General features: G+C 70.1%; 15 protein-coding genes. 7 read left to right on the top strand and 8 right to left on the bottom strand.

Annotated features, from left to right (window positions below):
* The first annotated feature begins 69 nt into the window (after nt 1–69).
* Entirely contained in the window at nt 70–1,404 is a 1,335-nt protein-coding gene (locus tag FHR96_RS07750; protein WP_183387096.1) for a Na+/H+ antiporter family protein, read from the top strand.
* A gap of 119 nt (nt 1,405–1,523) precedes the next feature.
* On the opposite strand, the gene FHR96_RS07745 is transcribed toward FHR96_RS07750, so the two are convergent.
* Nucleotides 1,524–1,979: a YchJ family protein gene (locus FHR96_RS07745; RefSeq protein WP_183387095.1), complete on the bottom strand. Its 456-nt coding sequence runs from the start codon at nt 1,977–1,979 to the stop codon at nt 1,524–1,526.
* Nucleotides 1,980–2,101: 122 nt separating this feature from the next.
* Between FHR96_RS07745 and FHR96_RS07740 the strand changes: the two genes are divergently transcribed.
* A complete protein-coding gene (locus tag FHR96_RS07740) occupies nt 2,102–4,813 on the top strand; it encodes a cation-translocating P-type ATPase (RefSeq protein ID WP_183387094.1) in 2,712 nt (903 codons plus the stop codon).
* Between the two features lie 15 nt (nt 4,814–4,828).
* Here the strand turns inward: FHR96_RS07740 and hrpB are convergent, their stop codons facing one another.
* On the bottom strand, nt 4,829–7,282 hold the full coding sequence (gene hrpB, locus FHR96_RS07735; protein ID WP_246392849.1) for an ATP-dependent helicase HrpB: 2,454 nt from the start codon (nt 7,280–7,282) through the stop codon (nt 4,829–4,831).
* A gap of 192 nt (nt 7,283–7,474) precedes the next feature.
* Between hrpB and FHR96_RS07730 the strand changes: the two genes are divergently transcribed.
* Complete coding sequence (locus FHR96_RS07730; RefSeq protein ID WP_183387093.1) at nt 7,475–8,848, top strand: NCS2 family permease; 1,374 nt, start codon at nt 7,475–7,477, stop codon at nt 8,846–8,848.
* On the opposite strand, the gene FHR96_RS07725 is transcribed toward FHR96_RS07730, so the two are convergent.
* The gene (locus FHR96_RS07725) at nt 8,835–9,521 is read right to left on the bottom strand and encodes a TetR/AcrR family transcriptional regulator (protein WP_183387092.1); all 687 of its coding nucleotides are present in this window, start codon (nt 9,519–9,521) and stop codon (nt 8,835–8,837) included. The two genes, FHR96_RS07730 and FHR96_RS07725, sit on opposite strands and share 14 nt — an antisense overlap.
* A gap of 179 nt (nt 9,522–9,700) precedes the next feature.
* Here FHR96_RS07725 and xdhA point away from each other — a divergent pair, with 179 nt between their 5' ends.
* From xdhA to guaD, 4 genes are all read left to right on the top strand, one after another.
* Complete coding sequence (gene xdhA, locus FHR96_RS07720; RefSeq protein ID WP_183387091.1) at nt 9,701–11,197, top strand: xanthine dehydrogenase small subunit; 1,497 nt, start codon at nt 9,701–9,703, stop codon at nt 11,195–11,197.
* A complete protein-coding gene (xdhB, locus tag FHR96_RS07715) occupies nt 11,181–13,637 on the top strand; it encodes a xanthine dehydrogenase molybdopterin binding subunit (RefSeq protein ID WP_183387090.1) in 2,457 nt (818 codons plus the stop codon). The genes xdhA and xdhB overlap by 17 nt, the downstream gene beginning before the upstream one ends.
* On the top strand, nt 13,624–14,487 hold the full coding sequence (gene xdhC, locus FHR96_RS07710) for a xanthine dehydrogenase accessory protein XdhC (RefSeq protein ID WP_183387089.1): 864 nt from the start codon (nt 13,624–13,626) through the stop codon (nt 14,485–14,487). The genes xdhB and xdhC overlap by 14 nt, the downstream gene beginning before the upstream one ends.
* Nucleotides 14,488–14,689: 202 nt before the next feature.
* On the top strand, nt 14,690–16,015 hold the full coding sequence (gene guaD, locus FHR96_RS07705) for a guanine deaminase (RefSeq protein WP_183387088.1): 1,326 nt from the start codon (nt 14,690–14,692) through the stop codon (nt 16,013–16,015).
* A gap of 106 nt (nt 16,016–16,121) precedes the next feature.
* Here the strand turns inward: guaD and FHR96_RS07700 are convergent, their stop codons facing one another.
* Genes FHR96_RS07700 through FHR96_RS07680 form a run of 5 tightly spaced genes read right to left on the bottom strand, consistent with a single transcriptional unit; the run spans nt 16,122 to nt 22,955 of the window.
* Nucleotides 16,122–17,117 carry an adenosine deaminase gene (locus FHR96_RS07700; protein ID WP_183387087.1) on the bottom strand — a complete coding sequence of 332 codons (996 nt, stop codon included), beginning with the start codon at nt 17,115–17,117 and terminating at the stop codon, nt 16,122–16,124.
* A gap of 13 nt (nt 17,118–17,130) precedes the next feature.
* Complete coding sequence (gene cydC / locus FHR96_RS07695) at nt 17,131–18,879, bottom strand: thiol reductant ABC exporter subunit CydC (RefSeq protein WP_183387086.1); 1,749 nt, start codon at nt 18,877–18,879, stop codon at nt 17,131–17,133.
* Nucleotides 18,872–20,536, bottom strand: a complete 1,665-nt coding sequence (gene cydD, locus FHR96_RS07690; RefSeq protein WP_183387085.1) for a thiol reductant ABC exporter subunit CydD — start codon at nt 20,534–20,536, stop codon at nt 18,872–18,874. The genes cydC and cydD overlap by 8 nt, the downstream gene beginning before the upstream one ends.
* A gap of 4 nt (nt 20,537–20,540) precedes the next feature.
* Nucleotides 20,541–21,542 (bottom strand): cytochrome d ubiquinol oxidase subunit II, encoded by a 1,002-nt coding sequence (gene cydB, locus FHR96_RS07685; RefSeq protein WP_183387084.1) that lies wholly within the window; start codon nt 21,540–21,542, stop codon nt 20,541–20,543.
* 3 nt (nt 21,543–21,545) lie between these two features.
* Complete coding sequence (locus FHR96_RS07680; protein ID WP_183387083.1) at nt 21,546–22,955, bottom strand: cytochrome ubiquinol oxidase subunit I; 1,410 nt, start codon at nt 22,953–22,955, stop codon at nt 21,546–21,548.
* Nucleotides 22,956–22,958: the final 3 nt, after the last annotated feature.

Below are 22,958 nucleotides of genomic sequence, written 5' to 3'. Positions count from 1 at the left end.
GGGATCAGATGACTACAATGGGCGCTTCGTTTTCCGCCCATACCCTCGACACTCCCGCAAGGAAACCTCATGAACGCCATCGTGCTTGCCATCCTGGTCATGGTCACCCTGAGCCTGATGCGGGTGTCCGTGGTCTTCGCGCTGATCGCCGCCACCCTGGTCGGCGGCCTCTACGCCGGCATGCCGATCGGCGAGATCATGGACGCCTTCAACGACGGCCTGGGCAACGGCGCTACCGTGGCCATCTCCTACGCCGTGCTCGGCGCCTTCGCCGTGGCCCTGTCGCGCTCCGGCATCACACAGCTGCTGTCCCAGAAAGCCATCGCCGGCCTGCACCTGGACGAGGGCATTCCCCACCGCCGCACCATCGTCTTCACCCTGCTCGGCGTGCTGCTGGCCTTTGCGATCAGTTCCCAGAACCTGATCCCGGTGCACATCGCCTTCATCCCGGTGCTGGTGCCGCCGCTGCTCAAGCTGATGAACCACCTGAAGCTCGACCGACGCGCCGTGGCCTGCGTGATCACCTTCGGCATCACCGCGCCCTACATGCTGCTGCCGGTGGGCTTCGGCTCGATCTTCCTCCACGACATCCTGCTGACCAACCTCAACGACAACGGCCTGGACGTCACCGCCGCCATGGTGCCCATGGCGATGATCGTGCCGATCGGCGGCATGGCGATCGGCCTGGTGGTGGCGATCCTGCTCAGCTACCGCCGCCGTCGCGACTACGAAGACCGCGACCTGGCCCACGGCGACGAGACGCCCGCCGAGGCCGCCGGCCACCTCAAGCCCTGGCAGATGGCGGTGCTCGGCCTGTCCCTGGTCGGCACCGTGGTGGTACAGCTGATGAGCGGGTCCATGGTGCTGGGCGGCCTGTTCGGCTTCGCCGTACTCTCGGTCAGCGGCGTCTTCCACTGGCACGAGCAGGACGACATCTTCACCGAAGGCATGCGCATGATGGCGCTGGTCGGCTTCATCATGATCTCGGCGGCCGGCTTCGCCAGCGTCATGCAGGCCAGCGGCCAGGTGGAGACCCTGGTCGAGAGCTCCGCCGCCCTGATCGGCGACAACAAGGGCCTGGCCGCGCTGATCATGCTGCTGGTCGGCCTGTTCATCACCATGGGCATCGGCTCGTCGTTCTCGACCATCCCGATCATTGCCTCGCTCTACGTGCCGTTGGCCATCAACTTCGGCTTCTCGCCGATGGCCACCATCGCCCTGGTCGGTACCGCCGCCGCCCTGGGCGACGCCGGCTCCCCGGCCTCGGATTCGACCCTCGGCCCCACCGCCGGCCTCAACGCCGACGGCCAGCACGACCATATCTGGGACAGCGTGGTGCCCACCTTCCTGCACTACAACATCCCGCTGATCGCCTTCGGCTGGCTCGCCGCCATGACACTCTGAGCCCGGGCTTCGCCCGGGAGCTTTAAGCCATGAGCTTGAAGCTGTAAGAAGAGACAGCCCCGCCGGCAATACCGGCGGGGCTGCTTTGTTTCATGCCGGCGGTCCGGCCAAAAAGGGCTTTAGCCGCGCACGCAGCAGGCCTTGCCCTTCTTGCCGCTGCCGCACGGGCAGGGCTCGTTGCGTCCCGGCTTGAGGCGCGTCACCGAGGGCTCGCCGTCCACGTAGACCCAGCGGCCTTGCTCGCGGCGAAAGCGCGAGCGCTCCTCCAGCGCACCCCAACGCCGGCCCTCGCGAAAGGTGGCGCGAAAGTGCACGGTGCCCTCGTCACCCGACTCGCCGTGATCGAGGATCTCCAGGCGCATCCACTGCGTCGGGTCGTCATCCGGGAGAGACGCCGGCCGCGTCTCGGCCGCCCAGCTCTTCAACAGGTAGTCGACGAGGCCCAGGGCGAAGGCGCTGTAGCGAGATCGCATCAGCGCCTCGGGCGTCGGGGCCGGCAGCCCTTGATGATGGAGGCCGCAGCAGTCGTCGAGCGTCCGGCCGCTGCCGCAGGGGCAGGATTTGGCGTCGGTCATCTGATAGTGATCCCGTTCAAGCATGGTCCCGCCGATGATAGCGGATCTCGCCCCGATCTTGCCGTCGACACGGTGCCGCCGCATAGTCATTGCCAACGCCCCGGCTCCGGGAGGCACGGCGCATGGACGTCGGTCGTCACCCCACTCACCCCGACTGGCATGCCTTGCCCGCCGAGCAGGCGCTAACGCGCCTGCAGACCTCTTCCAGCGGCCTCGCCGACACCGAGGCCAGGGCGCGCCTGGCCCGGGTCGGTCCCAATGCCCTGCCCCGGGCCCGCCCGCGCCCAGCCTGGCGGCGGCTGCTCGCCCAGCTCGCCAACCTGCTGGTGGCGATCCTGCTGACCGCCGCCGCGATCAGCCTGGCCCTGGGCGAGACCCTGGATACCCTGGCCATTGTCGGCGTGGTGACCATCATCGCGCTGATCGGCTTCCTCCAGGAGGGCCGGGCAGAGCAGGCCCTGGCCCGCATCCACGACATGCTCTCCCCCCGCGCCCAGGTGTTACGCGACGGTAGGCGCACCGAGATCGACGCCGAAATGCTGGTCCCGGGGGACATCGTGCTGCTGGAGAGCGGCGACCGGGTGCCCGCCGACCTGCGCCTGCTGGAAGCCCGGCGCCTGCGCCACCAGGAAGCCGCCCTCACCGGCGAGTCCGTGGCGGTGGACAAGGACATCGCACCGGTGGCGACGGATGCCGAGCTCGGCGACCGTGCCAGCATGGCCTATGCCGGCACCCTGGTGGCCCAGGGCAGCGCCCGGGGCGTGGTCGTGGCCACGGGGACGGCCACCGAACTGGGCCGCATCTCGACCCTGCTCGGCGGCGTCGAGAAGCTGCGCACGCCGCTGCTGCGCCAGCTCGACCGCGCCGGTCGGGTGCTGGCCGGGGTGATCCTGGCCAGCGCGGTGGCCACGGCACTCGCGGGCATCCTGATCCACGACAGCCCCTGGCCGGAGATGTTCATGGCCGCAGTGGGGTTGGCGGTGGCCGCCATTCCCGAGGGGCTCCCCGCCATCGTCACCATCGGCCTGGCCCTGGGCGTCCAGGCCATGGCCCGCTGCCATGCCATCGTCCGTCGCCTGCCGGCGGTGGAGACCCTCGGCGCGGTCTCGACCATCTTCACCGACAAGACCGGCACCCTGACCCGCAACGAGATGACCGCGCGCACGATCTGGCTCCCGGAAGGGGAAATTCGCCTCCACGGCGTGGGCTATGCACCGCACGGCGCGCTGCATGCGGTCGCGGATGACGACTCGCTACTCGAGCCATTGCGGGTCGACGATCACCCGACGCTGCGCCATTTCCTCAGGGTCGGCGTGCTGTGCAACGACGCCGAGCTGGTAGAGGACGCCGGCGAATGGCGCATCCACGGCGACCCCACCGAGGGCGCCCTGGTGGTGGCCGCCGCCAAGGCTGGCCTGACGGTGGGCGGAATACGCGACGAGCACGATCGTCACGATGCCATCCCCTTCGCCTCGGAGCGACGCTACATGGCGACCCTCCACCGCATCGACGGCGCCCCCTGGCTGCTGGTCAAGGGTGCCCCGGACCGGCTGCTGACGATGTGCCAACGGGTGCGAGCCGAATCGGGCGAGGTCGAACTGGATCGACCACTCTGGGAGGCACGCCTGAGGGCCTTGTCATCCCGGGGCCTTAGGGTCCTGGCCCTGGCCGAGAAGCCGGTGCACGATCCAGGGGAGCTGAGCGAAGCGCATGCCGAGCGGGGACTCGTGTTGCTCGGTCTGGTAGGGCTGCTCGACCCGCCCCGTGAGGAGGCCATCACCGCGGTCGCGGAGTGCCGGGCGGCCGGCATTCGCCCGGTGATGGTGACCGGCGATCACGCCGATACGGCCCGTGCCGTCGCCAAGCAGCTGGGCTTCGCGCGACCCGACCGGGCGCTGAGCGGCCATGAGCTGGACGCCATGTCCGCGGCGGACCTGGCCGAGGCCGTGCGACGGATCGACGTGTTCGCCCGCACCAGCCCCGAGCACAAGCTGCGCCTGGTCGAGGCCCAGCAATCCCACGGCGAGATCTGCGCCATGACCGGCGACGGGGTCAACGACGGCCCGGCACTCAGGCGCGCCGACGTGGGCGTGGCCATGGGTCGTCAGGGGACCGCCGCAGCACGGGAGGCGGCCGAGGTAGTGCTCGCCGACGACAACTTCGCCACCATCGTCGCCGCGGTGCGCGAGGGACGAAAGGTCCACGACAACATCCGCAAGACGCTCACCTTCCTGCTGCCCACCAACGGCGCCCAGGGGCTGGCGATCATGCTGGCGGTGCTGTCGGGCTCGCTGCTGCCGGTCACGCCGCTCCAGGCACTGTGGGTCAACATGGTGGTGGCGGCGACCCTGGGCCTGGCGCTGGCCTTCGAGCCCGGCGAGGCCGACCTGATGCAGCGTCCGCCGCGCCGCCCCGACGCCGCCCTGCTCGACCTCTTCCTGCTGTGGCGGGTGGGCTTCGTCGCCGCCCTGCTGCTGCTGGCGACCTACGGCATCTTCGCCTGGATCCATGGCCTCCAGGCGGCCGACATCACCGTGGCCCGCGCCGGTGCCGTCAACATGCTGGTGGCCGGCTGCGCCGCCTACCTGATCAACAGCCGCCGCCTGACCCGCGGCATCCTCTCGCGCCGCGGCCTGTTCGGCAGCCGGGCGGTCTGGGTGACCATCGGCCTGGTGGCCGCGATCCAGCTCGCCTGGACCTACCTGCCGCTCCTTCAGCGGCTGTTCGGCGCCGGACCGCTTGGCCTCGGCCACTGGGCCGCGATCCTGGCCAGCGCCGTGCTGCTGCTGCTGATCGTCGAGGCGGAGAAGGCGCTGCTGCGCCGACGTGGCTGATCATCCTGCATCGCCTCAGCCACGCCGCTTGGTGCGCGCGGTGGCTTCCGCGCTCCACGGATCCTCCGGCCAGGGGTGCTTGGGGTAGCGACCGCGCATGTCCTTGCGCACCTCCGGGTAACCATTGGCCCAGAAGCTCGCCAGGTCCGCGGTGACCTGCAGCGGGCGCCGCGCCGGCGACAGCAGGTGCAGCAGCGGCGCGACCCGGCCGTCGACCAGCCGCGGTGCCGCCTGCCAGCCGAACACCTCCTGCAACTTGACCGCCAGCACCGGCGTTTCGTGGCGATAGTCCAGCGCGATTCGCGAGCCGCTAGGCACCGTCAGGTGGGTCGGCGCCAGCGCATCGAGCCGCGCCGACTGGCCACCGGCCAGGCCGTCGCGCAGGATACGTGCGAACGGCAGCGCCTCGACCTCGCCGAGGCGGGAAAGCCCAGCCAGATAAGGGCCGAGCCAGGTATCCAGACCGTCGAGCAGCGCCTCGTCGGACCAGTCCGGCCAGGCATCACCCAGCTCGCGACGCAGCAGCGCGATCCGGGCGCGCAGCTGCTCGGTGGCCGCGTCAAACGGCAGGCCGCGGCGGCGCACCGCCTCGAGCAGCGCCCGTTGGGCGGCCTCGGGCGGCAAGGCCTCGAGGGGCCGACGCTCGAGCACCACCGCGCCGAGACCGCGACGGCGCTCGCCGACCAGACGCCCGCGCTCCTCGGACCATTCGAGGCGATCCCGCCACTGGCCAGCCTCCGGATGCAGCGCGGTCAGCCTCGCCTCGTCGAGGGCCGCGGCGCGGAAGATCCGCCCGCCGCCCCCCTCGCCGTCCAGGGCCACCGCCACCAGCAGCTCGGCATGGGCCAGCGGGTGGGACTCGGGCAGGGTGCCCTGCCCGCCGCCGGCCAGCCGGAAGCGCCCCGGCGCCAGCCGCTGGGCAATGCGCTCGGGCCAGGCCAATGCCAGCAGCTCGCCCAGTGGCTCGAGGCTGGGCGCCGCGAGCCGGCATCCCATGCGTTCCGACAGGCGCTTGGCATCGTGCCGCCAGGCAGGATCCTCGCCGGGGTTCGCGATGCGTCGTTCGAGAGCGGCGGCCAGGTCGCGCTCGTCGTCGGCGCCGCGCCCTTCGAGCAGCGCCGCAAGACCGCACGCCAGCCCCCGGGCATCGAGATCGCCGGCACGCTCCAGCATCACCGCCAGTCGTGGGTGGGTCGGCCAACGAGCGCAGGCGCGACCCAGCGCCGTCAGCCGATGTCCGTCGTCCAGCATTCCGAGCCCTCGCAGCAGCTCGCGCCCGGCGGCGAGCGCCCCACTTGGCGGCGGCGTGATCCAGGTCAGCGACCGTGGCTCGGTAATGCCCCAGCGCGCCAGTTCGAAGGCCAGCGGCGCCAGATCGGCCTGACGAATCTCCGGCTCGCGATCGGGGGAGAGCGGCTGCTCCTCGGCCCACAGCCGGTAGCAAGCCCCGGGCCCCTGCCGGCCGGCACGCCCACGACGCTGGTCGGCACTGGCGCGATTGACCCGCCGGGTCTCGAGGCGCGTCAGGCCGGTGCGCGGCTGGAACACCGGCAGCCGCTCCCGGCCGGCGTCGATCACGATGCGCACGCCCGGCACGGTGACGCTCGATTCGGCGATGGCGGTGGCCAGCACCACCCGGCGGCGCCCATCGGGATCCGCGGTGAGCGCCCGACGCTGGGCATCCAGCGGCAAGCGGCCATGGAGCTCGTGAACCGCAACATCGGGAAACCGCTCGCAAAGCGCCCTCGCCAGGCGACGGATCTCGCCGACCCCGGGCAGGATCACCAGGGCGTCGCCACCGTTCGACGCCAGGGCCTCGGCGACGACTGTCGCCTGATGGCGCACCGCATCGTCTCGAGGCCGGGCAGGCCGATGGTGGGTCGTGACCGGGAACTGGCGCCCTTCGCAGTCGATCACCGGGGTCGCCTCGCCGAGTGTCGCAGTAAGCGAGGCCACATCCAGGGTCGCCGACATCACCAGCAGACGCAGGTCGTCGCGCACCGACTGGGTGTCCAGGGTCAACGCCAGGCCCAGATCGGCCTCCAGGCTGCGCTCGTGGAACTCGTCGAAGATCACGCCGGCCACGCCCTCGAGCAGCGGGTCGTCCTGAAGCATGCGGGTCAGCACGCCCTGAGTGACCACCTCGAGGCGCGTTGCGGGGCCGACCCGGGATTCGCCGCGCATGCGGTAGCCCACCGTCTGCCCCACCTTCTCGCCCAGCGACGCCGCCATGTGCCCCGCCGCCAGCCGGGCGGCCACCCGGCGGGGCTCGAGCAACAGCAGCCGTTGCCCGCGACACCAGTCGGCCTCGAGCAGCGCCAGCGGCACCCGGGTGGTCTTGCCCGCCCCCGGCTCCGCCACCAGCAGGGCGCGAGGGTGGGCCGCCATGGCGGCGCGGATTTCGGCCAGTCGCGGCTCGATCGGCAAGCTTTCAAGGGTGGGCTCGTCAACGCTTTGCTTCATGCTCATCTTCGCTTCCAGGGCCCGCGATACCGCGCATTTTGCGAATATCGGGGCCACTCTGCTTCGTTGAATGCCGATGCATGACCAGCGCTTGCCCCGCCGTGACGCGATGACTAGCCTTGGCTCTCGGCATCTTGACCAAAAGGTCAGGAAATGACATTTTCTTCCAACCACCCACAACAACAACAGGGTATCGGCATGCAACAGACATCCACCCGCCCCGTCGGGGAGCTTCGCGCGGACACCTCTCAGCAGGAGGATCTGCCGCTCCTCGACCGATGGTTCGGCGTCACCCGACGCGGCTCGACGCTGAAAACCGAAATCCTGGCCGGAATCGCCACCTTCCTGGCCGGGATGTACATCATCGTGGTCAACCCCGCCGTGCTCTCCGACGCCGGCATCCCCTTCTCCGCCGCCCTCTCCGCCACGGTACTGATCAGCTTCATGAGCAGCCTGGCCATGGGCCTCTACGCACGTAACCCCATCCTGGTCGCTCCGGGCATGGGCATGAACGCGCTGTTCACCTACACCCTGGTGCTCGGCGCGGGCCTGACCTGGCAGGTGGCGCTGGGCTGCGTCTTCTGGTCAGGGGTGATGTTCGCGGTGCTCGCGGTGTTCAACGTGCGCCGCGCGATCATCGACGCCATCCCGCCGTCGCTGCGCTACGCCATCACCTGCGGCATCGGGCTGTTCATCACCTTCATCGGGCTGCAGAACGCCGGCTTCATCGTCGGCAGCAACGCTACCCTGGTGTCGCTGGGCACCATGGACGCGCACCTGGCGACCTTCTTCCTCGGCCTGGTGGCCACGGCGGTCTTCGTGATCCTGCGCTTCAACGGCGCACTGATCATGGGTATCGCCCTGACCACCCTGATGGCCGCCCCCATGGGCCGGTTGTGGGGCGACGAGGTGATGGTGGCCTGGAACGGCCTGGCCGCCTGGCCGGATTTCGGTGCCGTCATGCAGGTCGACATCCTCGGTGCGCTGAAGGTCGCCTACCTGCCGTTCATCTTCGTGATGCTGTTCACCAACTTCTTCGACGCCCTGTCCTGCTTCATGGCGCTGTCGGAGTCGGCGAACCTCAAGGATGAAGACGGCAATCCGCGCAATCTGAAGCGCTCGATGACGGTGGATGCCTTCGCCTCGATGATCGCCGCACCGCTTGGCACCAGCGCCGCCCAGACCTTCATCGAGTCCGGAGCCGGCGTGGCCCAGGGCGGGCGCACCGGCCTGGTGGCGGTGGTCATCGCGCTGCTGTTCCTGCCGTTCCTGTTCCTGTCGCCGCTGCTGTCGCTGGTACCGAGCATCGCCACCGCCCCGGCGCTGGTGCTGGTCGGGCTGTTCATGATGGCACCGGTGTCGAAGATCGACTGGCAGCGCTTCGATCAGGCCTTTCCGGCCTTCCTGGCCATCATCCTGATGCCGCTGACCTACTCGATCACCCTGGGCATCGCCTTCGGCTTCATGAGCTTCGTGCTGATCAAGGCCGCCACCGGACGCCTCGAGGAGATCAAGCCCGCGATGTGGGTCTCCGCGGCACTGGCGGTGGTACTGCTGGTCACCGCTCAGTAAGCGAGGTCCGTTCCGACGGCGCCTGGGCTGCGGGGTGCTTCACCCCGCAGCCCTTGATCACCACCTGGGTCAGGAACTCGGTGATTCGCTCCAGGTCCTCGTCGGAGAGCGCCTCGCGGCCAGTGATGCCCAGCACCTGGGCTTCGAAGTCGGCATAGTGCTGGGTCGAGGACCAGATCAGGAAGATCAGCCACACCGGGTCGACCGGGTCCATCAGGCCCCGCTCGGCCCATTCGCGGAACACCGCCGCACGGCTCTGCACCCAGTCGCGCAGTTCCCCGCTCAGGTACTCTTGCAGGAAGGGGGCGCCGCCGAGGATCTCGCTGGCGAATAGCCGGGATCCCTCGGGATGGCGCCGCGACATCAACATCTTGGAGCGAATGAAGGCCGACAGCACCTCGGCCGGGTCATCCTCCGCCGAAATGTCGTCGAGCATGGCGTTCCAGCGTTCCATCATCCGTTCCAGCAGACGCACGTAGAGCTTGCGCTTGCTGCCCATGTAATACAGCACGTTGGACTTGGGCAGCCCCGCCTGTTCGGCGATCTCCTGCACGCTGGCACCGCGATAGCCATGGCGGGCGAAGACCCGCTCCGCCGCCGCCAGGATCGCCCGCTCGTTGCGCCGCCGGATGGCGCCCCCTTCCTGCTCGCTACTGCTGTCTATCTTGGCCATGGGCCCTCGCTGTTCGAACCGATCCTGGTGCCAAAGAGTGCCTGAGAGGCCGGCAGCAAGGCAATTCGATGCCTCGGGAACGAAAAAATTGCCGCAGGAACTTGCCAAAGCTGACCACATGGTCAAGAATCAACTCAACCCGTGACCACCGGCCTACACAACCACAATCGGAGCCGACCATGATCGACTTCTATCTCAACGGCAGGCGGCAGCGCTGCAGCGACGTGACCGCCGACACCAGCATCCTCGAGCTGCTGCGTACCCGGATCGGCCAGACCGGCACCAAGGAAGGCTGCGCCTCCGGCGACTGCGGCGCCTGCACCGTGGCGATCGGCGAGCCCGACGCCGGCGGCGAGCTGGTCTACCACAACGCCAACGCCTGCATCACGCCGGCCCATCAGCTGGACGGCTGCCATCTGGTCACCGTGGAGGGCCTGGCCTCCGGCGAGCGCCTCCACCCGGCCCAGGCCGCCATGGTCGACTGTCATGGCAGCCAGTGCGGCTTCTGCACGCCCGGCATCGTGATGTCGCTGTTCACCCTCTACGAGAACCAGCGACGCCACCCTGCCCCGCTGACCCAGGCACGGCTGGAAGAGGCCCTGGGCGGCAACCTGTGCCGCTGCACCGGCTATCGGCCGATTCGTGACGCGGCGCTCAGCATGGGCGACTATCCGGCGGCCGACCCGGCCTGGGCCGAGGATGCCGGACTCGCCGGCAACGTCGCCTGGCTGCGCCGCCCGCGCAGCGGCGAGCCGGCCGCCGAGGGTCACTACGTGGCTCCCCAGGACATCAAGGCCCTGCGCGCCCTCAAGGCCAAGCGTCCCACCGCGCGACTGGTGGCCGGCGGCACCGACCTGTGGCTGGAAACCACCCAGCAGCTCAAGCCGCTCGCCGATATCATCGACGTGCGCCAGGTCACCGAAATGAACGCCATCGAGGAGACCGCCGACGGCTGGTGGATCGGCGCCGCCGTCACCCTGGCCCGGCTGACGCCGCTGCTCGCCGAGTCCTATCCGGCCTTCGAGCATCTGATGCACCGTTTTGCCTCATCGCAGATCCGCAACCGGGCGACCCTGGGCGGCAACATTGCCAACGCCTCACCGATCGGCGATACCCCGCCGGTACTGCTGGCCATCGACGCTCGGGTTCGTCTCGACGGGCCCCGCGGCGTCCGAGAGCTGCCGCTGGCCGACTTCTTCCTCGACTACAAGCGCACGGCGCTGGCCGACGACGAGTTCATCGCCGCGATCTTCCTGCCGCGTCCGGCCGCGGGGGCTAATCTCAAGGTATGGAAGCTGTCCAAGCGGCGCGAGGACGATATTTCTGCGGTGCTGGCCGCCTTCGCCTGGACACTGGAAGACGGCGTGATGCGCGACGTTCACCTGGCCTTCGGCGGCATGGCGGCGATTCCCCGCCGCGCCCCCGCCGCCGAGGCGGCCCTCGAGGGTCGCGCTCCGGACGCCGAGGCCTTCGCCGCCGCCCGCGCCGCGCTCGCCGAGGAACTGACCCCGATGAGCGACGTTCGCGGCAGCGCCGAATATCGCCGCGTCGCCGCCGGCAACCTGCTCGAACGCCTGCGCCTGATGATCGCCGCCGAGGGCGGCCAGGCCGCCAACAACAACAGCGACAGCCACGATTCTGCGACCAAGGTGACTCTCGATGCGTACGCTCACTGACATTGCCCAAGACACCTCCCGGCGCAACCAGGGCGACGCCCCCCTGGCCCGCGAGACCGTCGATCCCCGGGGCGGCGCCGGCAGCTCCCGTGCCCACGAGAGCGCCGTCAAGCACGTCACCGGCCGCGCCGCCTACATCGACGACATCCCGAGCCCGGCCGACACCCTGCACGTGGCCCTCGGCCTGTCGCCGGTGGCCCACGGCCGCCTGACCCGCCTGGACCTGGACAAGGTCAGGTCCGCCCCGGGCGTGGTAGACGTCATCACCCTGGCCGACGTGCCCGGCCATACCGACATCGGCCCGGTGTTCCCGGGCGACCCGATCTTCGCCAGCGACGAGATCAGCTACGTCGGCCAGTGCCTGTTCGCGGTCGCCGCGGAGAGCCATCGGGCCGCCCGCCTGGCGGTCAAGGAAGCTGTGGTCGAGATCGACGAGCAGCCGGCCTCGCTGGATCCGGTGGCCGCGGCCGAGCGCGGCGACTTCGTGCGCCCCACCCACACCCACGAGCGCGGCGACTGGCGCCAGGCCCTGCAGGACGCCTCGCACGTGCTGGAGGGCGAGCAGTTCGTCGGCGGCCAGGAACACTTCTACCTGGAGGGCCAGGCCTGCCTGGTCCAGCCCACCGAGGACGAGGGGGTGATGGTCTACACCTCCAACCAGCACCCGAGCGAGACCCAGAAGCTGGTCGCCGAGGTGCTCGACATCCCCTTCCATGCGGTGACCATGGAGATGCGCCGCATGGGTGGCGGCTTCGGCGGCAAGGAGACCCAGGCCTCGCCCTGGGCGTGCATCGCCGCGCTGATTGCCCGGCGCACCGGCCGGGCCGCCAAGCTTCGCCTGCCCCGCGCCGAGGATTCCCGGGCCACCGGCAAGCGCCACCCGTTCCATAACCGCTATCGGCTGGGCTTCGACGACCAGGGCGTGCTGGCCGGCGGCGAGATCACCGTGATCGGCGACTGCGGCTACTCGCCGGACCTGTCCGACGCCATCGTCGACCGCGCCATGTTCCACGCCGACAACGCCTACTCGCTGGGCGACGCGCGAGTGACCGGCCAGCGGGCCAAGACCCACAAGGCCTCCAACACCGCCTTCCGCGGCTTCGGCGGCCCCCAGGGCATGATGATCATCGAGCGGGCCATGGACGACATCGCTCGTCACCTCGGCGAGGACCCGCTGACCATCCGCAAGCGTAACCTCTATCGCGCCAAGGATCCGAACGGCAAGCCACGCGACATCACCCACTATGGGCAGCGGGTCGAGCAGCTGTCGCTGCTCCACGACCTGATCGGCCAGCTCGAGGCCAGCAGCGACTACTGGAATCGCCGCCGCGAGATCGCCGCCTTCAACGCCAAGAGCCCGATCGTCAAGAAGGGCCTGGCGCTGACGCCGGTGAAGTTCGGCATCTCGTTCACCGTCCAGCACCTCAACCAGGCCGGCGCCCTGCTGCTCGTCTATACCGACGGCAGCGTGATGATCAACCACGGCGGCACCGAGATGGGCCAGGGCCTGCACACCAAGGTCTGCCAGGTGGTGGCCCGCGAGCTGGGCCTCGACCTCGAACGGGTGCGCATCAGCGCCACCCGCACCGACAAGGTGCCCAACACCTCGCCCACCGCCGCCTCCAGCGGCGCCGACCTCAACGGCCAGGCCGCCCGCGACGCCGCCAGCAAGCTGCGCGAGCGGCTGTTCGACTTCGCCGCCTCACACTTCGACCGCGAGGCCGGCGGGCTCGACCGCGAGGCCATGCGCCTGGAAGACGGTCACCTGGTGGCCGGCATCGGCGAGGCCGAGACGCGCATCCCCTGGGGCGAGCTGGTCCAGGAGGCCTACATGGCGCGGGTCTCGCTGTCCGAGAAGGGCTTCTACGCCACCCCGCTTATCCACTACGACCGCGCCACCGGCCGCGGCCGCCCCTTCTACTACTACGCCCACGGCGCCGCCGTGGCCGAGGTGGAGGTCGACACCCTGTCCGGCGAGTACCGGGTCAGCCGCGCCGACATCCTCCACGACGTCGGCGAGTCCCTGAACCCGGCCATCGACATCGGCCAGATCGAGGGCGGCTTCATCCAGGGCATGGGCTGGATGACCAGCGAGGAACTCAAGTGGAACGACGCCGGCAGGCTGGTTTCCGATGGCCCGGCCACCTACAAGATCCCGGCCTTCGGCGACCTGCCCGAGACCTTCAACGTCTCGCTGCTGCAGGGCCACCCCAACTCCCAGGCCAGCATCTACCGCTCCAAGGCCGTCGGCGAGCCGCCCTTCATGCTCGGCATCTCGGTATGGTCGGCGCTGCGCGATGCCCTGGCGAGCCTGGCCGACTACCGGGTCAGCCCGGCACTGGACACCCCGGCCACGCCGGAGCGGGTGATGATGGCCGCCGAGGCCCTGCGCCAGGCCGAGCCGACGCTCGCCGCGAGATCCGACCATGAACCGGCCTGAGCCCTGGCACGCGGCGCTCGATCGCCTGCAGCGCCAGGCCCGCCCCCACGCGCTGGCAAGCGTGGTGGGGGTAGCCGGCTCCACCCCGCGGGAGCCCGGCGCCAAGATGGTGATCACCGAGGACGCCGTCCACGACACCCTGGGCGGCGGCACCTTCGAGCTGCAGGTCATCGAGGCGGCTCGCGAGGCGCTGGCCGCGGGTCGCACCGACACCCGGCTCGAGGCCTTCCCGCTGGGCGGACGTTCCGGCCAGTGCTGCGGCGGCTACGTGCACGTGCTGATCGAGCTGTTCGCCGGCGCCGAGATGGACGTGGCGCTGTTCGGCGCCGGCCACGTCGGCCAGGCGCTGGTCGAGGTGCTGGCCCCGCTGCCCTGGCGCGTGCTGTGGTTCGACAGCCGTGAGGACGCCTTTCCCGACGGCGGCACCGACCGCGAGCGCCTGCACCATCGGCGCTTCGTGATGGGCGCCGAGGGCCGCGAGGCGGCCGCTGCCGTGGCCTCGCTGCCGGCCGGCTGCCATGCCCTGGTGATGACCCATGATCACGCCGAGGATCGCGCCCTGGTCGACGCCCTGCTGCGCCGCGGCGACTGCGCCTCGATCGGCCTGATCGGATCGGACAGCAAGTGGGCGAGCTTCCGCCGTAGGCTCATCGAGGCCGGCCACGACGAAGCGGCCCTGGCCGGCGTGCGCTGCCCGATCGGCGTGCCCGGCGCCCACGGCAAGCGGCCCTACGAGATCGCCCTGGCGGTGGCCGCCGAACTGCTGACGCTCAAGCCAGCCGACGCACGGCCCGACCGGCGCGGCATCGCCCCGGAGAGCCTGCGCGAGGCGTTCCCGCCAGCCCGCTGAGGACAACCGTTATCGAGAGTCCGGACGCCGAGCTGTGCCGGCGACAAGGCATCGCGAGGCGCTGTAGACCCATCCATGGGCGCTACTTTTGCCATGCATGGCAAAAAACCCTCGCTCCGACTTGTCCCCGGCGCACGGCATCCATGACCTTGAAGCCAACATCGCGTTGCGTCGGCCGGACCGGCGCCGATTGGAGAGATTCATGAACGACCCCCGTACCCCCATGCGCGTGCTGCGCGGCCCGCTGCTGAGCTTCGACGCCGACCCGGGCGAGGACGACGCCCCGGCGCCGGGCAGCGTGCGCCACCTGGAAGACGGTGCCATCTGGCTGGTCGACGGCCATATCCGCGCCGTCGCCGACTTCGCCGAGCTGGCCCCGCACCTGCCCTCCGACATCGAGGTGGTGGACTACTCGGACAAGCTGATGATGCCGGGCTTCATCGACAGCCACGTGCACTATGCGCAGCTCGACATCATGGCCTCCTACGGCCGACAGCTGCTCGACTGGCTGAACGACTACACCTTCCCGGAAGAGTGCCGCTTCGCCCAGCGCGCCCACGCCGAGTCGGTAGCCGAGGCCTTCCTCGACGAGACGCTGCGCGCCGGTACCACCACCGCCCAGGTGTTCTGCACCTCGCATCCCGGCTCGGTGGACGCCTTCTTCACCGCCGCCAAGGCCCGCGGCCTGCGCATGCTGGCCGGCAAGGTACTGATGGACCGCCACGCCCCGGAGGCCCTGGTCGACGACACCCTGGGCGGGCTGCGCGACAGCGAGCGGCTTATCGGCGACTGGCACGGCAAGGACCGTCTGGGCTACAGCCTGACGCCACGCTTCGCCCCCACCTCGAGCCGCGAGCAGCTCGAGGCCACCGGCGCGGTGCTGCGCAATGCCCCGGACCTGCACCTGCAGACTCACCTTTCCGAGAACGAGGGCGAGATCGCCTGGGTCGCCGAGCTGTTCCCGGAGTGTCAGGACTACCTGGGGGTCTACGAGCACTTCGGGCTCGTCGGGCCACGCAGCACCTTCGCCCACGGCATCCACCTGGACCAGGGCATGCGCCGTCGGCTGGCCGATGCCGGCGCCAGCATCGCCTTCTGTCCCACGTCCAACCTGTTCCTCGGCAGCGGGCTGTTCGACCGCCAGGCCTGCCGTGAGATGGGCCTCGCCACCAGCATCGCCAGCGACGTGGGCGCCGGCACCGATCTCTCGGGGCTGGCGACCCTCAAGGCCGCCTACCAGGTCGGCCAGCTACTCGGCCAGCCGCTCACCGCCTGGCAGGGCTTCTACCGCCTGACGCTGGGCAACGCCCGCGCCCTGCACCTGGACGACCGCATCGGTCGTCTGCGCGAGGGCGGCGAGGCCGACATCGTGGTCCTCGACCCCGCCGCCACGCCGCTGCTGGCCCGGCGCACCGCCCGCTGTCAGTCACTCGCCGAGACGCTGTTCGCGCTGATGATGCTGGGTGACGACCGCACGGTATACGCCACCTGGGCCGACGGCCGACGGGTGCACCAGCGCGCGGCCTGACCGCCACGCTGTTTCGTCATTGGGTGTGGTACCCACTTGGGCGGCTCGCAAGAGCCGCCCCTTTTTCGTGGGGCCCGATAGCGAGCCACCGTGCCAGCGGCGGGGCTCAGCGACAGGCGGCGAGCCGCTCGCGCAGCTCGGCGCGGCGCGCTTCGCTCATGAAGGCGGCTTCGATGGCGTTGCTGGCCAGCCCCAGGAACACTTCCCGGGACCAGCCGAAGGCGCGCCGGCAGGCCAGGAAATTGTCCAGCATGCCGCCGCCGAAGTAGGCGGGATCGTCGGAGTTGAGGGTCAGGTTGAGGCCGGCCTCGAGCATCGCCGGCAGCGGATGGTCCTCGAGCCGCTCGACGACCCTGAGGCGCAGGTTGGAAAGCGGGCAGACGGTCAGCACCATCGCCTCGTCACGCAGCCGGGCGACCAGGGTCGGGTCCTCCAGGCAGCGCACGCCATGGTCGACGCGGCAGACGTCGAGCACGTCCAGCGCCTCGCGGATATAGTCCGGAGGGCCCTCCTCGCCGGCGTGGGCGACCCGTGCCAGGCCGAGGGCGCTGGCGCGGCGGAACGCCTCGGCGAACTTGGCCGGCGGATTGCCGACCTCGGCGCTGTCGAGCCCCACCGCGTCCAGCGTCTCCCAATAGGGTGCGGCCCGCTCGAGCAGGTCCAGCGCTTCCTCGGCGGGCCGGTCACGCAGGAAGGCCAGGATCATCGCCGTGGACAGGTCGAGCTCGCGTTCGGCGCGCCGCCGGGCACGCCCCAGCCCCTCCATCACCGTGGCCAGCTCGACGCCGCGCGCCAGGTGCGCCTGAGGGTCCACGTGCAGCTCCACGTGGACCACGCCCTCGTCGGCGGCTCGGCGGAAGTAGTCCATCGCCAGGTCCTCGAAGTCCTGGGCGGTACGCAGCACGCTCATGCCCTGGAAGTAGAGGTCCAGAAAGGACTGCAGATCGCTGAAATCGTAGGCGGCGCGCACCTCTTCCACCGAGGCGTAGGGCAGGCGCACGCCGTTGCGCTCGGCCAGCGCCATCATCAGTTCAGGCTCCAGGGTGCCCTCGATATGCAGGTGCAGTTCGGCCTTGGGCAGGGCCTTGAGGAAATCCCGCATGGCTCACCTCGTGTCAGTGCTTTGCACCATCCTGAAAGATTCCCGGCGGCGGCGCAAAGGCCGGTTCGGCGCCGTTCGCCAACGCTTGCCAACGGCACACGCCCGGCAGACACGCCTGGGTCGTACGCTCGTGCACCAGGTAGAGCACGCTGCGCCCCGCGAGCCAGGCATCGAGCCGCTCGGCGATGCGCGCCGCGAGTGCCGAGTCGAGGCCGGCGAACGGCTCGTCGAGGATCACCAGCCCCGGGCCGCGCAGCAGCAGCCGGGCCAGCGCGAGGCGTCGCGCCTGGCCGCCGGAGAGGCGACGACCGCCCTCACCCACCCGGGTATCGAGTCCTCGAGGCAGGGCCTGTGCCCAGTCGGCCAACTCCACGGTGGCGAGCACGGCCCACAGCCGGGATGTCTCGGCCTCGGGCGCGGCGAGCCGCAGGTTGGCGGCCAGGCTGTCGTCGAACAGCTCGGTGTGCTGGGTCAGGCAGGCCACCCGGTCGGCCAAATCCTGCGCAGCGATGTCCGCCAGCGGCAGGCCGCCCAGCCCCACGGCTCCCGCGTCCGGCACCAGTTGGCCGGTGGCCAGCGCCGCCAGGCTCGACTTGCCGCTGCCCGACACGCCGTGCACCGCGACTCGTTCCCCGGGTGCCAGGGCCAGGGAAAAGCCATCGAACACCGGGCTCAGGGCCCCAGGATAGCGCAGCGAGACCTCCTCGAGGGATAGCGCCAGCGCCCCGTCGGGCAGGCTCGTCCCGGTCTGGGGCGCGGCGTCGCGCCGGGCATCGTCCAGCGCATTGAGGCGCTCGGCGGCGGCCAGGGTCGCCCCGAACTGGGTAAAGGCCATGGGGAGCGCGGCCAGCGCCTCGCTCAGCGCCATCACTGCCAGCGGCATCATCACCATCAGCGGGCCGGACAGCGCTCCGGCCTGCCAGGCCAGGGCACCCAGCCACAGCGCCGAGAGCCAGCCGAGTCCCACGGCCAGCCCGGCCAGCGCCGAGCCCAGTGCCGCGAAGTGACCCAATCGGCGCTGGTCATCGTACAAGCGTGCCTCGATGGTCTCGAGATGCCGCCGCCGGGCCGCCAGGCTGCCGTAGGTCTCCAGCTCGGCGAGCCCCTGGAGCTGCTCAATCAGCCGGCCACGCAGCCGTTCCAGTTCGGCGATCCGACGCCGACTGGCGGCAAGGCCCAGGCGCGCCTGGCCCCATGTCAGCCAACTCCAGGCAACGCCGAGCACGCTCGCCACCGACAGCCCCGCCGCCGGCGACCACAGCGCCAGGAACCCGGCCAGCGCGAGGATTGCCAGCAGCGCCACCGCCGCCGGGGCCAGCAGGCGCAGGAACAGGCTGTCCAGGGTGTCGATATCGGCAGTGAGCCGATTCAGCCAGTCGCTGGCCCGACGCTGCGCCAACGAGCGACCGTCGAGTCCGGCCAGCACGGCGAACATGCGCCCGCGCAGGTCGGCCAGCAGGCGCAGGATGGTGTCGTGGTTGTAGAGCCGTTCCAGGTAGCGCGCCACGGTGCGAGTCACCGCGAAGCCACGGATGCCGCCGCCCGGCACATAGACGTCGAGCGTCAGCGCGGCCCCCGCCGCCAGGGCCAGCCCCGCCAGGCCGGTCGCGGTGATAAACCAGCCCGACAGCGCCAGCAGGCCGAGCGCCGCGGCCAGGGCCAGCGACATGAGGCCGGCACCGGCCGCCAGCCGCCCGCGGCGCCGACCGAGCAGGCGTAGCCAAGGCGCCAGGGTGGCGATCACGCCGCGTCGCTCAGCCATCGGCCACCTCCTCCAGGCGCCCGTCGCGCAGTGCCAGGTGGCGATCGGCATACGCCAGCGGCGCGGCTCGGTGGCTGGCGATGACCAGGCTGCGCCCTTCGGCGGCCAGCGCCGTGAGCGCCTCCAGCACATGTCCCTCGCTGTCGGCATCGAGGCTCTCGGTGGGCTCGTCGAGCAGCACAAGGCTTGCCTCGGAGAGGAAGATCCGCGCCAGCGCCAACCGCTGGGCCTGGCCGCCGGATAGCCCCGCGCCGCGCTCGCCGACCGGGGTCTCGATCCCGTCCGGCAGGCCGGCCACCAGTTGACCGAGCCCGGCGGCATCGAGCGCTCGGCGCATCGCCCGCTCGTCGGCCTCGGGGGCCGCCAGGCGCAGGTTGTCGGCCAGGCTGCCGTGAACCAGCAGCGGACGCTGGTCCATCCACGCCACGGCCATTCCCTGTGCTGTTCGTCGCTCACCGGAATCGGGGTCGAGGAACCCCGCCAGCAGCTGCAGCAGGGTCGACTTGCCGGCCCCCGAGGGCCCGCTGATCGCCAGCATTTCCCCAGGCGCCAGCGTCAGGTCCAGCGGCCCCAGCACGCGGCCGCGCTCGGGATGCATCACCGTGATCGCCTCGAGTTCGACCCTCGCCCGCGCCGCACGGGGCGGCGCGGAGGGACGGCCGCTGCGCCGCGGGGTTTCCTCCAGCAGTGCCACCATGCCCTCGGCGGCGCCCAGCGCCGAGGCCCGATCATGGTAATGCTGGGCCAGGCTGCGCAGCGGCTGGAAGAATTCCGGCGCCAGCAGCAGCGCCAGCAGCCCGGTGAACAGCGTCAGCTGGTCGGCGGGGCCGTAGCTGATGTAACCGAGCAGGCCGAAGCCCACGTAGATGGCCACCACGGCAATCGACACGGCAGCGAAGAACTCGAGCACCGCCGAGGAGAGAAAAGCCAGGCGCAGCGGGCGCAGGGTACGCCGGCGATAGTCGTCGGCGGCGGCGTGGACCTCGTCGGTGGCCGCCGCGGTGCGGCCGAACAGCTGCAGGGTGGCGATGCCGCGCACCCGGTCGATGAAGTGGCGCGACAGCCGCGCCACGGCATTGAACTGTTCCTCGTTGAGCCGCTCGGCGCCCATGCCCACCAGGGCCATGAACAGCGGGATCAGGGGCGCAGCCAGCAGCAGGAAGAGTGCCGCCAGCCAGTCGAGCCAGGCCACCACCGCCAGGATCACCAGCGGCAGCAGCAAGGCGAGATAGCGCTGCGGCAGGTAGCGCGCCACGTAGCCGTCGAGCGCCTCGACCTGGTCCACCACGCGATGGGCCAGACTGGCGCTGTGATGACCGGTGACCCCGACCGGACCGAGCCGTGCCAGCTGGTCGAGCAGCTCGCCGCGGGCCCGCCGGCGAAGCCGCAGGCTGGCGGCGAGCCCGGCCGCTTCCTGCCCCCACTGGGCCAGGGCGCGCAGCCCCATCAGTCCGGCCAGGACGGCAAAAGGGGTCACCAGCGAGGTGAGTTCCCTCCCCTCCACCAGCAACGCCGTGACCAGCCAGGCCAGCAGGGCCAGTTGGGCCATGGTGCTGACGCCGGCGACCAGGCCGCAGGCGACGGCCAGGCCCAGCCGCCCTCTTTCGGCGCGCGCCAGGCCGGCAAGCCAGGCGCGCGATGTCGATGCCTGCGCCATCGTCTCAGTGATACCCCTCGCCCACGCGGACCTTGCCGCGGAACACCCAGTAGCTCCAGGCGGTGTAGGCCAGCACGATGGGAATCACGAACAGCATGCCGAGCAGCAGGAAGAGCTGCGATTCCGGCGCCGAGGCAACGTCCCACAGGGTGTAGTTCGGCGGCACGATCACCGGCCATTTGCTGACCACCAGCCCCAGGTAAGTGAACACGAACACTCCGAGGGTGGCGATGAACGGCTGGCCCTCGCGGCGCGCCTGCACCGAGCGCCACAGCCAGTAGGCGCAGAGCAGCGCCAGCACAGGGAAGATCCAGATCAGGTACAGATGGCCGAACCAGCGCTCGCGCACCGCCTCGTCGACGAAGGGCGTCCACAGGCTGATGATGGCGAACACCGCCAGCACCGCGATCAGCAGGCGCGGCGCCAGCCGATAGGCCCACTCCTGGATATGGCCCTCGGTCTTCATGATCAACCAGGTGACGCCGAGCAACGCATAGCCGGCCACCAGCCCGAGGCCGGTGAGCACGGTGAAGGGCGTCAGCCAGTCCAGGGCGCCGCCCACGTAGACGAAGTCCTCGACGGCGAAGCCCTGGATGTAGGCACCGACCACCGCCCCCTGGGCGAAGGCGGCCACCGTGGAGCCCCAGCAAAAGGCACGGTTCCACCAGTGGCGATTGCGGTGCGACTTGAAGCGGAACTCGAAAGCGATGCCCCGGAAGATCAGCCCCGCCAGCATCAGGAAGACCCCGATGTAGAGCGCCGGCAGGAACACCGAGTAGACCACCGGGAAAGCCGCCAGAAGCCCGGCCCCGCCGAGCACCAGCCAGGTCTCGTTGCCGTCCCAGATCGGCGCCACCGAGTTCATCATCACATCGCGGCTGTCCTCGTCGGGGGCAAAGGGAAACAGGATGCCCACTCCCAGATCGAAGCCGTCCATCAGCACGTACATGATCACGCCGAAGCCGATGATGCCGGCCCAGATCAGCGTCAGATCGAAGATTTCCATGTCTCAGCTCCTTCCCGGCTGGTTGGCGGCGTCCTCGAAGGGCACGTGGGCGGCGGACAGCGGCCGCTTGGGTCGCTCGACCTCGTCGTCGTGGGGTGGCTCGGGCAGCATGCCCTGGCGCACCACCCGGGTCAGGTAGAGAATCCCGGCGTAGAACACCACGGCATAGACCAGCCCGTAGCCAATCAGGCTGAACAGCGCCATGCCGCCGGTCAGCGACGGCGTCACCGCCTCGGCCTGGGTCATGATGCCGTACACCAGCCAGGGCGCACGGCCGGTCTCGGTGACGAACCAGCCGGCGAGCACCGCCAGGAAGGGCGCGACCGTCATCAGCCGCATGAACTGCAGGAAGCCGCGGTGGTCATACAGCCGGCCCTTGGCCCGCAGCCACAGTCCGATCAGGGCCGCGGCGATCATCGCCATGCCCATGGCGACCATGACTCGGAACGACCAGAACACCAGCCATACCGGCGGCTGCTCCTCCGGCGGCACCTCGCTGAGTCCCGGCACCTCGCCGTCCAGGTGATGGGTCAGAATCAGGCTGGCGAGCCCCGGAATGCCGAGCTCCAGGCGATTCTCCTGAGCGGTCTTGTCGGGCCAGGCGAACAGCAGCAGCGGCGTGCGGGACTGAGTCTCCCAGTTGCCCTCCATGGCCGCCACCTTGGTGGGCTGGTGTTCCAGGGTATTGAGCCCATGGGCATCCCCCACCAGCGCCTGGGCCGGCGCCAGCACCAACAGCAGCCACAGGCACATGGAAAACGCCTTGCGATTGGCGGCGGGATCCCGGCCGAACAGCAGGTACCAGGCACTGACCCCGGCAACCACGAAACCGCCGGTCAGGAAGGACGCCAGGACCATGTGGGCGAATCGATAGGGGAAGGAGGCATTGAAGATCGCCTCGCTCCAGTCGGTGACGTGGAAACGCCCATCGATCAGTTCCGTGCCCGCCGGGGTCTGCATCCAACTGTTGGCGGCGAGGATCCAGAACGCCGAGATGAAGGTGCCGACGGCGACCATGATCGAGGCGAAGAGATGCACGCCCTGCGGCACCTTGCCACGGCCGAACAGCAGCACGCCGAGGAAGGCGGCCTCCAGGAAGAAGGCGGTGACCACCTCGTAGCTGAGCATCGGGCCCAGGAAGTTGGACGCCGCCAGGGCGAAGTTGCTCCAGTTGGTACCGAACTGGAAGGACATCACGATGCCCGACACCACGCCCATGCCGAACACCACGGCGAATACCCGGGTCCAGAAGATCGCCAGGCGCTCCCAGGCCTGGTTGCCGGTGCGATAGAACAGGCCATTGAGCACGGCCAGATAGGACGCCAACCCGATCGTGAAGACCGGGAAAATGGCGTGGAAGGACACCACGAAGGCAAACTGCAGCCGCGACAGCAGCAGAGGATCCAGCTCCATGAG

Origin of the sequence: Halomonas organivorans (assembly GCF_014192055.1) — a bacterium.
GTDB lineage: Bacteria > Pseudomonadota > Gammaproteobacteria > Pseudomonadales > Halomonadaceae > Halomonas > Halomonas organivorans.
Note: the sequence above shows the minus strand (reverse complement) of the source record. Positions and strands in the feature narration are given on the sequence as shown.

Bases quoted from the DNA above. Each gene is read 5' to 3' on its own strand.
- xdhA (WP_183387091.1), top strand. From the start codon at position 9,701: ATGATCGACTTCTATCTCAACGGCAGGCGGCAGCGCTGCAGCGACGTG.
- guaD (WP_183387088.1), top strand. From the start codon at position 14,690: ATGAACGACCCCCGTACCCCCATGCGCGTGCTGCGCGGCCCGCTGCTG.
- xdhC (WP_183387089.1), top strand. From the start codon at position 13,624: ATGAACCGGCCTGAGCCCTGGCACGCGGCGCTCGATCGCCTGCAGCGC.
- FHR96_RS07725 (WP_183387092.1), bottom strand. From the start codon at position 9,521: ATGGCCAAGATAGACAGCAGTAGCGAGCAGGAAGGGGGCGCCATCCGG.
- hrpB (WP_246392849.1), bottom strand. From the start codon at position 7,282: ATGAGCATGAAGCAAAGCGTTGACGAGCCCACCCTTGAAAGCTTGCCG.
- FHR96_RS07680 (WP_183387083.1), bottom strand. From the start codon at position 22,955: ATGGAGCTGGATCCTCTGCTGCTGTCGCGGCTGCAGTTTGCCTTCGTG.
- xdhB (WP_183387090.1), top strand. From the start codon at position 11,181: ATGCGTACGCTCACTGACATTGCCCAAGACACCTCCCGGCGCAACCAG.
- FHR96_RS07730 (WP_183387093.1), top strand. From the start codon at position 7,475: ATGCAACAGACATCCACCCGCCCCGTCGGGGAGCTTCGCGCGGACACC.
- FHR96_RS07700 (WP_183387087.1), bottom strand. From the start codon at position 17,117: ATGCGGGATTTCCTCAAGGCCCTGCCCAAGGCCGAACTGCACCTGCAT.
- FHR96_RS07750 (WP_183387096.1), top strand. From the start codon at position 70: ATGAACGCCATCGTGCTTGCCATCCTGGTCATGGTCACCCTGAGCCTG.
- FHR96_RS07745 (WP_183387095.1), bottom strand. From the start codon at position 1,979: ATGACCGACGCCAAATCCTGCCCCTGCGGCAGCGGCCGGACGCTCGAC.
- FHR96_RS07740 (WP_183387094.1), top strand. From the start codon at position 2,102: ATGGACGTCGGTCGTCACCCCACTCACCCCGACTGGCATGCCTTGCCC.
- cydB (WP_183387084.1), bottom strand. From the start codon at position 21,542: ATGGAAATCTTCGATCTGACGCTGATCTGGGCCGGCATCATCGGCTTC.
- cydD (WP_183387085.1), bottom strand. From the start codon at position 20,536: ATGGCGCAGGCATCGACATCGCGCGCCTGGCTTGCCGGCCTGGCGCGC.
- cydC (WP_183387086.1), bottom strand. From the start codon at position 18,879: ATGGCTGAGCGACGCGGCGTGATCGCCACCCTGGCGCCTTGGCTACGC.